The organism is Micromonospora fluostatini (assembly GCF_050410825.1).
GTDB classification, from domain to species: domain Bacteria; phylum Actinomycetota; class Actinomycetes; order Mycobacteriales; family Micromonosporaceae; genus Micromonospora; species Micromonospora rosaria.
Genome location: NZ_CP191251.1, coordinates 5,621,477 through 5,633,299, shown reverse-complemented (window position 1 = coordinate 5,633,299; position 11,823 = coordinate 5,621,477). Strand labels below are relative to the sequence as shown.

At 72.6% G+C, this 11,823-nt stretch carries 11 protein-coding genes; 8 read left to right on the top strand and 3 right to left on the bottom strand.

Going from position 1 to position 11,823, the window contains the following annotated elements:
* Positions 1-144: 144 nt before the first annotated feature.
* From dnaK to ACQUFX_RS24980, 5 genes are all read left to right on the top strand, one after another.
* Positions 145-2,022 (top strand): molecular chaperone DnaK, encoded by a 1,878-nt coding sequence (gene dnaK, locus ACQUFX_RS25000; protein ID WP_428962707.1) that lies wholly within the window; start codon positions 145-147, stop codon positions 2,020-2,022.
* 49 nt (positions 2,023-2,071) lie between these two features.
* Positions 2,072-2,827, top strand: a complete 756-nt coding sequence (gene grpE / locus ACQUFX_RS24995; protein WP_428962706.1) for a nucleotide exchange factor GrpE — start codon at positions 2,072-2,074, stop codon at positions 2,825-2,827.
* A gap of 82 nt (positions 2,828-2,909) precedes the next feature.
* Positions 2,910-4,100 (top strand): molecular chaperone DnaJ, encoded by a 1,191-nt coding sequence (gene dnaJ, locus ACQUFX_RS24990; protein WP_428962705.1) that lies wholly within the window; start codon positions 2,910-2,912, stop codon positions 4,098-4,100.
* 30 nt (positions 4,101-4,130) lie between these two features.
* Complete coding sequence (locus ACQUFX_RS24985; protein ID WP_428962704.1) at positions 4,131-4,571, top strand: heat shock protein transcriptional repressor HspR; 441 nt, start codon at positions 4,131-4,133, stop codon at positions 4,569-4,571.
* A 317-nt stretch (positions 4,572-4,888) separates the two neighbouring features.
* A complete protein-coding gene (locus tag ACQUFX_RS24980; RefSeq protein ID WP_428962703.1) occupies positions 4,889-5,191 on the top strand; it encodes a hypothetical protein in 303 nt (100 codons plus the stop codon).
* Between the two features lie 91 nt (positions 5,192-5,282).
* Here ACQUFX_RS24980 and ACQUFX_RS24975 read toward each other — a convergent pair whose 3' ends face one another.
* From ACQUFX_RS24975 to ACQUFX_RS24965, 3 genes are all read right to left on the bottom strand, one after another.
* A complete protein-coding gene (locus ACQUFX_RS24975) occupies positions 5,283-5,714 on the bottom strand; it encodes a hypothetical protein (protein WP_428962702.1) in 432 nt (143 codons plus the stop codon).
* Between the two features lie 251 nt (positions 5,715-5,965).
* Positions 5,966-7,171 carry a cation:proton antiporter gene (locus ACQUFX_RS24970; RefSeq protein ID WP_428962701.1) on the bottom strand — a complete coding sequence of 402 codons (1,206 nt, stop codon included), beginning with the start codon at positions 7,169-7,171 and terminating at the stop codon, positions 5,966-5,968.
* A gap of 5 nt (positions 7,172-7,176) precedes the next feature.
* Positions 7,177-7,677, bottom strand: coding sequence for a cation:proton antiporter regulatory subunit (locus tag ACQUFX_RS24965; protein WP_428962700.1), 501 nt, complete (start codon positions 7,675-7,677; stop codon positions 7,177-7,179).
* 376 nt (positions 7,678-8,053) lie between these two features.
* On the opposite strand from ACQUFX_RS24965, the gene clpB reads away from it, so the two are divergent.
* From clpB to ACQUFX_RS24950, 3 genes are all read left to right on the top strand, one after another.
* Complete coding sequence (gene clpB / locus ACQUFX_RS24960; RefSeq protein ID WP_428962699.1) at positions 8,054-10,645, top strand: ATP-dependent chaperone ClpB; 2,592 nt, start codon at positions 8,054-8,056, stop codon at positions 10,643-10,645.
* Positions 10,646-10,824: 179 nt separating this feature from the next.
* On the top strand, positions 10,825-11,223 hold the full coding sequence (locus ACQUFX_RS24955) for a VOC family protein (protein ID WP_428962698.1): 399 nt from the start codon (positions 10,825-10,827) through the stop codon (positions 11,221-11,223).
* Between the two features lie 124 nt (positions 11,224-11,347).
* Entirely contained in the window at positions 11,348-11,803 is a 456-nt protein-coding gene (locus tag ACQUFX_RS24950) for a hypothetical protein (RefSeq protein ID WP_428962697.1), read from the top strand.
* Positions 11,804-11,823 lie beyond the last annotated feature (20 nt).

Genomic DNA, 11,823 nt, shown 5'->3' with positions numbered 1-11,823 from the left:
ACAGGTTGCGTCGGGTCGGCTCAACCTGGATTTGACGATCGGCGGTGGCGTGGCACTATTGAGTCACAGTCACTCAACTTGTGGTGGGTGCGCTCCGGGCGGTGCCCGTCACCCGGTCCAACGGTAAGAAGCGAGGAAGCGAAGATGGCACGTGCGGTCGGTATCGACCTCGGCACGACGAACTCCTGCGTCAGCGTTCTCGAGGGCGGTGAGCCCACCGTCATCGCCAACGCTGAGGGCTCGCGGACGACCCCGTCGATCGTCGCGTTCGCCCGCAACGGTGAGGTTCTCGTCGGCGAGGTCGCCAAGCGCCAGGCGGTGACCAACCCGGACCGGACGATCCGGTCGGTCAAGCGGGAGATCGGCACCAACTGGACCGTCGACATCGACGGCAAGAAGTACACCCCCCAGGAGATCTCGGCGCGGACGCTGATGAAGCTCAAGCGGGACGCCGAGGCGTACCTGGGCGAGCAGATCACCGACGCGGTGATCACCGTCCCCGCCTACTTCAACGACGGCCAGCGTCAGGCCACCAAGGAGGCCGGCGAGATCGCCGGCTTCAACGTGCTGCGGATCGTCAACGAGCCGACCGCCGCCGCCCTGGCGTACGGGCTGGACAAGGGCTCCAAGGAGCAGACCGTCCTGGTCTTCGACCTGGGCGGCGGCACCTTCGACGTCTCCCTGCTGGAGCTGGCGGAGGGGGTCATCGAGGTCAAGTCGACCAGCGGTGACAACAACCTCGGTGGCGACGACTGGGACCAGCGGATCATCGACCACCTGGTGAAGACCTTCCGGGGCGAGCACGGCATCGACCTGGGTCAGGACAAGATGGCGCTCCAGCGGCTCCGGGAGGCCGCCGAGAAGGCCAAGATCGAGCTGTCCGCCGCCACCACCACCAACATCAACCTGCCGTACATCACCGCCGGGTCGGCCGGTCCGCTGCACCTGGACGTGACCCTCAGCCGGGCCGAGTTCCAGCGGATGACGCAGGACCTGCTGGACCGCTGCAAGGGCCCGTTCGAGCAGGCGATCAAGGACGCCGGCATCAAGCTGGCCGCGGTCGACCACGTCATCCTGGTCGGCGGCTCGACCCGGATGCCGGCCGTCACCGAGCTGGTCAAGCAGCTCACCGGCAAGGAACCCAACAAGGGCGTCAACCCGGACGAGGTCGTCGCCGTCGGCGCCGCCCTCCAGGCCGGTGTGCTCAAGGGCGAGGTCAAGGACGTCCTGCTGCTCGACGTGACCCCGCTGAGCCTGGGCATCGAGACCAAGGGCGGCATCTTCACCAAGCTGATCGAGCGCAACACCACCATCCCGACCAAGCGCTCCGAGGTCTTCAGCACCGCCGACGACAACCAGCCGTCCGTGCTGATCCAGGTCTTCCAGGGCGAGCGGGACATCGCGGCGTACAACAAGAAGCTCGGCACCTTCGAGCTGACCGGTCTCCCCCCGGCGCCGCGCGGCGTGCCGCAGATCGAGGTCACCTTCGACATCGACGCCAACGGCATCGTCAACGTGCACGCCAAGGACCTGGGCACCGGCAAGGAACAGAAGATGACGATCACCGGCGGCTCCTCGCTGCCGAAGGACGACATCGAGCGGATGCGCCGGGACGCCGAGGAGCACGCGGAGGAGGACAAGCGCCGCCGCGAGGAGGCCGAGACCCGCAACGTGGCCGAGGCGCTCCAGTGGCAGACCGAGAAGTTTCTCGCCGAGAGCGGCGACAAGCTCCCCTCGGAGAACCGCGACCAGCTCAACGAGGCGCTCGGCGAGCTGCGTGGCGCGCTCGGCGGCACCGACATCGAGAAGATCAAGTCGGCGCACGAGCGGCTGGCGCAGGTCTCCCAGCAGGCCGGCTCCCTGCTCTACGCGCAGCAGGCCGAGCAGCCCCAGCCGGGGGCGGGCGCGGCGGGTGGCGCGGGTGGCGCCGACACCGGCGCGACCGGTGGCGCCAAGCCGGCCGGTGGCCCGGACGACGTCGTCGACGCGGAGATCGTGGACGAGGACAAGGACAAGAAGTGACGGTCCGTCCCCGACACGTCCGTAGCACAGAGGGATCGAGGTACCCCGCATGACGGAGAAGCCACGAGCCGTCGACCCGGAGGAGACCGGGTCGACGCCGGGTGGCTCCGCGCCCGGCCGGCACACCGCCGAGGACGGGCCGCCGACCGCCACCCAGGACGACGGCAGGGTCAACGACCCCGGTGAGCCGGCGGCGACCGACGCGGGCGCCGACACCCCGGCCGAGGGGCTCGTCGAGGAGGCCGAGGTCGTCGTCGACGAGATCGAGGTCGAGGCGGCCCCGGCCGGCCCGCCGGTGGTGGACGCCCCGGCGGAGCCGGCCGCCGAGGCGGTCGAGCCGGCCGGGAAGGCGGAGCCCGCCGCGCCGCTCGGCGCCGAGTTGTCGGCGCTGCGCGCCGACCTCGACGAGCGGACCCGGGACCTGCAACGGGTGACGGCAGAGTACGCCAACTACCGCAAGCGGGTGGACCGGGACCGGGGCGTGGTGCAGGAGCAGGCCACCGGCTCGGTGCTCGCCGCGCTGCTGCCGATCCTGGACGACCTGGACCGGGCCCGGGAACACGGTGACCTGGTCGGGCCGTTCGGCTCGGTGGCGGAGCAGCTCACCACGGCGCTCGGCAAGTTCGGGCTCACCCCGTTCGGCGAGCAGGGTGACCCGTTCGACCCGACCCGGCACGAGGCGGTGGCGCACCAGACCTCCGCCGACGTGACCGAGCCGACCTGCGTCCAGGTCATGCGCCGGGGCTATCTGCTCAGTGAGCGGCTGCTGCGGCCCGCGCTCGTCGCGGTCGCGGACCCGGAATAGTGCGAACCAGTGGCCGGGTCGCCCCGCCCGTCGTCGACCGACGGGTGGGGCGACCGGGTCGCGTCTGGCAGGGGGTGGACCGGTGAGTTCCAAGGACTGGATCGAGAAGGACTTCTACGCCGTGCTCGGTGTGGACAAGTCCGCCTCCTCCGACGAGATCAAGAAGGCGTACCGGAAGCTGGCCCGGGAGTCGCACCCGGACCACAACCCGGGTGACCCGAAGGCCGAGGAACGGTTCAAGGCCGTCTCCGAGGCGTACAACGTGCTCTCCGACGACACCCGGCGCCGGGAGTACGACGAGATGCGCTCGCTCTTCGGCTCGGGCGCGTTCCGGCGCGGGGCCCGTGCCGGGCAGGGCGGCGGGATGCCGTTCGACGTCTCCGACCTGTTCGGTGGGGCGGGCGGCGGCGACCGGCGCTTCGGCGGCGGTGGCGGCGGGGCCGGCTTCTCCGACCTGTTCAGTTCGATCTTCTCCGGCGGTGGCGGTGGAGGCGCGGCCCGACCGGCCGGTCCGGGCCGGGGCCGCGACGTCGAGGCCGAGGTCGCCCTGGACTTCGCCGACGCGGTACGCGGGGTGACCATCCCGCTGACGCTGCGCGCGCCCGGGGTCTGTGACACCTGCGGCGGCAACGGGGCCAAGCCCGGCACCCAGCCCCGGACCTGTCAGGTGTGCCACGGCGCCGGGGTGACCACCCGGAACCAGGGGGCGTTCGCCTTCTCCGAGCCGTGCCGCACCTGTCAGGGCGTGGGCACGGTGGTCGACGAGAAGTGCCCGGAGTGCCGGGGTACCGGCGGGGTGACGAAGACCCGGACGCTGAACGTCCGCTTCCCGGCCGGCGTCGCCGACGGGCAGCGGATCCGCCTGGCGGGGCGGGGTGAACCCGGCGAGCGGGGTGGCCCGCCCGGCGACCTCTTCGTGCAGGTGAAGGTCCGCCCGGACGAGCTGTTCGGGCGTACCGGGGACGACCTGACGCTGAGCGTCCCGATCACCTTCGCCGAGGCGGCGCTGGGGACGGACCTGCGGGTGCCGACCCTGGACGGGGCGGTGACCCTGCGGGTGCCGGCGGGTACCCCGAGCGGGCGGGTGCTGCGGGCCCGGGGCAAGGGCGTCGCCCGCCGGGACGGGCAGGTCGGCGACCTGTTGGTCACGCTGGACGTGGTGGTACCGGCGACGCTCTCGGACACCGCGCGCGAGGCGCTGCGGACGTTCGCCGAGCAGACCCCGCCGGCCAGCCGGGAACATCTCGACGCCCGGGTACGTCGCTTCGGGTGACCGGTGGAGTTCATGCGGAGGTGAGCGGTGATGTCGGACGAGTTCGCCGGTTCGGGTGACCCTGCCTACGAGGCCAAGGTACTGATGATCTCGGTCGCGGCGCGGATGGCGGGGATGCACCCCCAGACGCTGCGCCAGTACGACCGGCTGGGCCTGGTCCAGGCGGGCCGGGCCGCCGGCGGCGGGCGGCGGTACAGCGTCCGGGACGTGGTGCTGCTGCGCGAGGTGCAGCGGCTCAGCCAGGACGACGGGGTGAACCTGGCCGGGATCAAGCGGATCATCGGCCTGGAGCAGTTGCTGGAGCAGGCGCAGCAGCGGGTGGCCCGGCTGGAGGCGGAGTTGGAGGCCGCGTACCGCCGGGTGGCCGAGTTGGAGTCGCTGACCCCCTTCCCCGGCCGCGACCTGGTCCGCTCCACCCGGCCCTCCACCGCGCTGGTGGTCTGGCGTCCCCGCCGCAACCCCGAACGCTGAGCCGTGGTCCGTCGGTTCTCCAGCGCGACCCGGGTCGGCCCGACTAGGCTGTGAATCACACGTTATCCGCCCAATCCGGGCTGCCGAGCTGGCGAGGGGGAGCGATGGCTGAACCGGCCGGCACGGCAGCAGAACCGACCCGCACGGCAACCGGACCAGGCACCAAACCGGCGGCGAAGCCGGCGGTGCCGGCGGAATCGGTGGCGAGGCCGGCGGCGCCGGTGGCGAAGCCGGGGGAACCGGCGGTCAGGTCGGCGGAAGCGGGCGGGAAGGCGGCGTCCGGGCCGGTCCAACATCCGTCGGAGCCGGCCCGGAAGGTGGCGCAGGCGGCGGAGGAGCGTTTCGACAAGGTCGCCGAGACGGTCCGGCGGAAGTTCGCCGAGATCATCCAGGGCAGGTTCACCGACCAGGTCGACAAGGGCCTCGACCAGGGCCGGGCCGACACCCGGCCCCGGGCGCAGCAGCCCGTTGACCGGCCCCGGACGAACACCCGACCGCAGGCCGACGCGGGTGCCAACCGGCGGGCCGACAGGGCCGCCAACCGGCCCCGGGCCGACCGGGGCGGGGACCGGAACCGGGCGGACGTCGCGCCCGAACGGCGGGGACAGCCGGGCGGCTGACCGCCGGCCAGGGACCGCGAGCGGGCCGGGAACCACGGGGGGTTCCGGCCCGCTCGCCGTGTCCGGTCAGTCGAGCCGGCGGTTCTCCCGGTCAGTCGAGCCGGCGGTTCTCCCGGACGAGGCCACCCTCGCACCAGTCCCGGTAGACGAAGAGCTCCGGCCGGGCCAGCAGCACCCGGGCGTTGTGCACCCAGGTACGCATCAACTCGTCGCCACGGCGTTCGGCCTGGTCGACCAGCTTGCGGAAGCGTCGTCGCGGGTGCGCCCGGAAGTTCGTCCGGATGCCGTCGGCGGCGTAGATGTAGAGGCAGTGCAGGGCGAACCGCCGCGCCGGGCAGGACGGGTCCATCGCCAGGTCGAAGAGCGTCATCACCAGCCGGTCCCCGGCGACCAGCAGGTCCCAGTCCGGCGGCATCGAGGTCAACGGCACCGAGTCGGGTTGGTACGCCCACGCCCGCAGCTCCGCCGGGGAGGGGTCGACGGGGTTGGCGAAGCCGGGAAAGGTCGATTCCTGCACGCTCAACCGGCCCGACCTCCCGCGTGTCGCCCACGGCGGCACCGGCCGTCCGCGGACCCTGGCTGCTGGGGCGACACGGTAGCGCGGTACCGATGACCTGCGTAAGCCCCCGGGTGGGAAGAATTCCGAGGCCGTCGGGCCGGCCGGATCCGACCGTACGGCCGACCCGGCCGGCCCGGCGCCGGTGATCAATCGGACACCGGCACCGTGACCAGTCGGAGCCGGGCGCTGTGCTCAGTCGGACCCGGGCGGCGTGCTCAGTCGGGCAGGGGCAGCGGTTCGGGTACCGGGGCCGTCGCCCGCCGCCGCAGCCACTGCTTGAACCAGGGCAGATCGGGCAGGCGGGCCAGCATCGGCCCGGTCACCACCGTGATCAGCACGTACGCGGTGGCGAGCGCCGTGAGCCTCGGCTCCACGGTGCCGGCGGCGACGGCGAGCCCCGCGATGACGATGGAGAACTCCCCCCGGGGCATCAGCGCGAGACCGGCCCGCCACCGGCCCGGCTCGCCGATGCCGACCCGCCGCGCGGCGAGGTACCCGGTGAGCAGTTTGGTCCCCATGGTGACCAGGGCCAACACGAGCGCGGGCAGCAGCACCGGCGGCATGTCCCGGGGATCGGTGACCAGCCCGAAGAAGACGAAGAAGACGGCGGCGAAGAGGTCCCGCAGCGGGGAGAGCAGTTCGGTCGCGTGGTGCGCCACCGGCCCGGAGAGCGCGATGCCGACCAGGAACGCCCCGACCGCCGCCGACACCTGCAGCTTCGCCGCCACGCCGGCGACCAGCAGGGTCAGCCCGAGTACGCCGAGCAGCAGCGCCTCCGGGTCGTTGGCGGAGAGGGCGGAGGAGATCAGGTTGCCGAACCGGATCGCGACCACCAGGACGACGACCACGGTCAGCACGGCCACCCCGAGGGCGACCCCGCCCCGCAGCAGCCCGACGCCGGCCAGCAGCGCGGTGACCAACGGCAGGTACAGCGCCATCGCCAGGTCCTCGATGACGAGGACCGAGAGGATCACGGGGGTCTCCCGGTTGCCGAGCCGGCCCAGGTCGGCGAGCACCTTGGCGACCACACCGGAGGAGGAGACCCAGGTGACGCCGGCCAGGACCGCCGCCGCCAGCCAGCCCCAGCCGAGCAGCAGGGCGAAGCCGGCCCCGGGCAGGGCGTTGAGCACCGCGTCGAGCAGCCCGGCCGGGGCGGCCGAGCGCAGGTTGCCGACCAGCTCACCGGCCGAGTACTCCAGCCCGAGCATGACCAGCAGCAGGATCACGCCGATCTCGGAGCCGACGGCGATGAACTCCTCGCTCGCGCTCAGCGACAGGATGCCGCCGTGACCGAAGGCCAGGCCCGCGAGCAGGTACAGGGGGATCGGGGAGAGACCGATCCGGCGGCTGAGCCGCCCGAGCAGGCCGAGACCGAACAGCAGCGCACCGACCTCGATGAGGAGCAGGGTGCTCTCGTGCATCCGCCTCAGCCGTCCGGGCCACCGTCGGCGAAGATGGCGGTCACGCCGTCGAGACCCTTGCGGGTACCGACCACGACCACCACGTCACCGGCGGCGAAGCGGAAGGAGGGGTCCGGGGAGGCGATCACCTCGCCGTGGCGCAGGACGGCGACGATGGAGGCGCTGGTCCGGGTACGCGCCTTGGTGTCGCCGAGCCGCCTGTTGACGTACGTCGAGCCGGCCGGGATGGCGATCTGCTCGGTGAGCAGCCCGGCGGCCTGGTCCCGGAGGCCGGACAGTTGGCCGAGCATCAGCGACGCGCCGAGGATGTCGGCCAGCGCCTCGGCCTCGTCGTCGGTGAGCGGGATGTCCGCCTGGCAGGCGTCGGGGTCCTCGGGGTCGTACAGCACCAGGTCGCGGCGGCCGTTGCGGTGGGAGACCACGCCGAGCCGGCGACCGGACTCCGTCATCAGTTCGTGACGCATGCCGATGCCCGGCAGGGCGGTCTGTTCGACACGTACTCGCACCAACCCACGCTACTCCCGCGCGCCCCGCCCGACCGCCCCGCGCCCGCGCCCCCCGCCCTGCCCCGCCGTTCCCCCGCCCCGCTCTCGCCCCCGCGATCTTGCACTTCCAGCCCCCGAGACGGGGCTTATGCGGCAAATGCAGGGGCCGCAAGTGCAAGATCGCGTGAACCCGGCACGCCCCGAGTTCCCCACTGAATCCTCGCCGCCGGGCTGGATCCCTGTCCGGGCGGTGAGAAGGGGACCCTTCTCTACCGTATGCGTTAACAGGGGGCCCTTCCTTCCCTCGGTGTGACGTGGGTCACCGGCTAGAGTTGAGTGGAATACGCTCAACTCTGGTTGCGTACTAGTGAGTGGACACGCCGATCCGGGGGAGCCCATGAACACGGAACGTCTCACCACCAAGAGCCGCGAGAGCATCACCGGTGCCGTTGCCCAGGCCAACCAGCGCGGGCACGCCACCGTCGAACCCTGGCACCTGCTGCTGTCCCTGCTGGACACCGACGGGTCGACCGCCGCCGGCCTGCTGCGCGCCGTCGGGGCCGACCCGGCCGAGCTGCGCCGGGCCGCCCAGCGGTCGGTCGACGCCCTGCCCGCCGCGCGCGGGTCCAGCATCGCCGAGCCCACCCTGGCCCGCGAGTTCGTCAACGCCATCGGCGCCGCCGAGCAGATCGCCCGGCCGCTCGGCGACGAGTACACCTCCACCGAGCACCTGCTCGCCGGCCTGGCCCGGGTCGGGGGCGCGGTGTCGACCGCGCTGCGCAAGGCCGGTGCCACCGAGGAGACCCTGGTCGCGGCCTTCCCGACGGTACGGGGCGGGGACCGGCGGGTGACCAGCGCCGACCCGGAGCAGACGTACCAGGCCCTGGCGAAGTACGGCGTCGACCTGACGGCCAGCGCCCGGGACGGGAAGATCGACCCGGTGATCGGCCGGGACTCCGAGATCCGCCGGGTCATCCAGGTGCTGTCCCGGCGTACCAAGAACAACCCGGTGCTGATCGGTGAGCCGGGCGTCGGCAAGACCGCCATCGTCGAGGGGCTGGCCCAGCGGATCGTCGCCGGGGACGTCCCCGAGTCGCTGCGGGACAAGAAGCTGGTCTCGCTCGACCTCGGCGCGATGGTGGCCGGCGCGCAGTACCGGGGGCAGTTCGAGGAGCGGCTGAAGTCCGTGCTGGAGGAGATCAGGGGCTCCAACGGGCAGGTGATCACCTTCCTCGACGAGCTGCACACCGTGGTCGGCGCCGGCAAGGGCGAGGGCTCGATGGACGCCGGCAACATGCTCAAGCCGATGCTGGCCCGGGGCGAGCTGCGGATGGTCGGCGCGACCACCCTGGACGAGTACCGCGAGCACATCGAGAAGGACCCGGCGCTGGAGCGCCGCTTCCAGCCGGTGCTGGTCGGCGAGCCGACCATCGAGGACACCATCGGCATCCTGCGCGGCCTCAAGGAGCGGTACGAGGTGCACCACGGCGTCCGGATCACCGACGCCGCGCTGGTCGCCGCCGCCGGTCTCTCGGACCGGTACATCACCGACCGGTTCCTGCCGGACAAGGCGATCGACCTGGTCGACGAGTCCGCGTCCCGGCTCCGGATGGAGATCGACTCCCGGCCGGTCGAGGTGGACGAGATCGAGCGGGCGGTACGCCGGCTGGAGATCGAGGAGATGGCGTTGGCCAAGGAGCCGGACGCCGCCTCCGTCGAGCGGCTGGAGCGGCTGCGCAAGGAGCTGGCCGACAAGCGGGAACAGCTCACCGCCCTCTCCGACCGCTGGAAGCTGGAGAAGGACCACATCACCAAGCTCTCCACCGCCAAGGAGGAGCTGGAGCGGCTCGGCGGCGAGGCCGAGCGGGCCGAGCGCGACGGCGAGCTGGAACGCGCCGCCGAGCTGCGGTACGGCCGGATCCCGGCGCTCAAGGCCGACCTGGCCCGGGCGGAGGAGGAACTGGCCCGGCTCCAGGCCGACGGGGCGATGCTGAAGGAGGAGGTAGGCGCGGACGACATCGCCGCTGTGGTCGCCTCCTGGACCGGCATCCCGGCCGGCCGGCTGCTGGAGGGCGAGACCGCCAAGCTGCTGCGGATGGAGGAGTCGCTGCGGGCCCGCGTGGTCGGCCAGGGCGAGGCGGTCGGCGCCGTCTCCGACGCGGTCCGCCGGGCCCGTGCCGGGGTCGCCGACCCGGACCGCCCGACCGGCAGCTTCCTCTTCCTCGGCCCGACCGGGGTCGGCAAGACCGAGCTGGCCAAGGCGCTCGCCGAGTTCCTCTTCGACGACGAGCGGGCGATGGTCCGCATCGACATGAGCGAGTACGGCGAGAAGCACTCCGTGGCCCGCCTGGTCGGTGCCCCGCCCGGGTACGTCGGCTACGAGGAGGGCGGCCAGCTCACCGAGGCGGTCCGCCGCCGGCCGTACTCGGTGATCCTGCTCGACGAGGTGGAGAAGGCCCACCCGGACGTCTTCGACGTGCTGCTCCAGGTGCTCGACGACGGCCGGCTCACCGACGGTCAGGGCCGTACCGTGGACTTCCGCAACGCGATCCTGATCCTCACCTCGAACCTCGGGTCGGCGGTGATCAGTGACCTGACGCTGGCCGAGGAGCAGCGCCGGGAGGGGGTCCTCGCGGTGGTCCGGTCGCACTTCAAGCCGGAGTTCCTCAACCGTCTCGACGACATCGTGGTCTTCGCCGCGCTCGCCGGGGACGATCTGCGCGACATCGTGGACATCCAGTTGGCGCGGCTGCGAGGTCGTCTCGCGGACCGTCGGTTGTCGCTGGACGTCACCGAGGCCGCCCGGACGTGGCTCGCCGAGCACGGGTACGACCCGATCTACGGCGCCCGGCCGCTGCGCCGGCTGGTCCAGTCCGCGATCGGCGACAAGCTGGCGAAGGCCCTGCTCGCCGGCCAGATCCGGGACGGCGACACGGTCGCCGTCGACCTGGCCGACAGCAAGGACGGGCTGACCGTCGCCCCGGCCTGACCGGCGACGACCTCGACCACTGCGGTCCGGCCGGTGGCGACCCGCGCCACCGCCACCGTTGCCCCTCACCCGAACGGGTGAGGGGCGACGGCGTTCTCCGGACAAGATCGGCATGGACGAAAGCGCCGGTAACCCGGGTTGCCGCCCGTGAGCGGGACAAATGGAGTACGCATACCGTTATGCGGATCCAGCGGCTCGACCATCTCGTGCTCACCGTGGCGGACCTCGACCGGACGGTCGACTTCTACACCCGTGGGCTGGGCATGCGGGCGGAGACCTTCGACGGGGACCGCCGGGCGCTCCGGTTCGGTGGTCAGAAGATCAACCTGCACCAGGCCGGGCACGAGGCCGAGCCGAAGGCGGCCAGCCCCACCCCGGGCAGCGGCGACCTCTGCCTGGTCACCGACCTGCCCCTGACGCAGGTACAGGAGCACCTGCGCGGCGCGGGGATCGCCGTCGAACTCGGGCCGGTCCGCCGGACCGGGGCGATGGGGCCGATGACCAGCCTCTACGTCCGGGACCCGGACGACAACCTGATCGAGATCGCCTCCTACCGGCAGGCCCCGGCCGCCGGCTGAGCCGCCGCCAGTCACCGGCTGCTGTGTCTGCCCCGGTCACCGTGCCGGCCCGGTGGCCCCCGGAGGCGTCACCCGTCGTCCGGCGGGCCGGTTGGTGGTCGACGGCCGGGGGAACAATGTGTCCATGGCGCAGCACCGTGGGCGGGACGAGCACCGGGACACGAGCACCGAGGCCGGGGACGTGGCGGACGGACCGCCGGACGCGGCGAGCGATCCGGATGCGGCGAACGGTCTGGACGCGGCGGTCGGGGTGTTGGCCGAGGCGGGGACGCTCGCCTTCGGCGGGGTCGGCCTGGCCGGGGCGGTGCTGCCCGACACCGAGGCGTACCGCCGGCTGGAGCAGGCCCTGCCCAGCCGGGCCGGCGAGGTCCGGGCCAGGCTGGACTGGCTGCTGGCGAACGGCTCACCGACCGGCCGGGCGTACGCGGCGACCCTGCTGGAGCAGGTCGACCCGGCGGCGGCCCGAGCCGCCTGGACCGCGCTGCGGGCCGACGACGCCGTGCTCACCAGCGCCACCGGCTGCCTGCTGGAGCAGGTCACGCTCGGCGAGTACGCCGCCCGCCGGCTCGCGGAAGGCTGATCCGCCGCAAGAGCCGGTCC

Bases quoted from the DNA above. Each gene is read 5' to 3' on its own strand.
- dnaK (WP_428962707.1), top strand. From the start codon at position 145: ATGGCACGTGCGGTCGGTATCGACCTCGGCACGACGAACTCCTGCGTC.
- grpE (WP_428962706.1), top strand. From the start codon at position 2,072: ATGACGGAGAAGCCACGAGCCGTCGACCCGGAGGAGACCGGGTCGACG.
- ACQUFX_RS24985 (WP_428962704.1), top strand. From the start codon at position 4,131: ATGTCGGACGAGTTCGCCGGTTCGGGTGACCCTGCCTACGAGGCCAAG.
- ACQUFX_RS24970 (WP_428962701.1), bottom strand. From the start codon at position 7,171: ATGCACGAGAGCACCCTGCTCCTCATCGAGGTCGGTGCGCTGCTGTTC.
- clpB (WP_428962699.1), top strand. From the start codon at position 8,054: ATGAACACGGAACGTCTCACCACCAAGAGCCGCGAGAGCATCACCGGT.
- ACQUFX_RS24955 (WP_428962698.1), top strand. From the start codon at position 10,825: ATGCGGATCCAGCGGCTCGACCATCTCGTGCTCACCGTGGCGGACCTC.
- ACQUFX_RS24950 (WP_428962697.1), top strand. From the start codon at position 11,348: ATGGCGCAGCACCGTGGGCGGGACGAGCACCGGGACACGAGCACCGAG.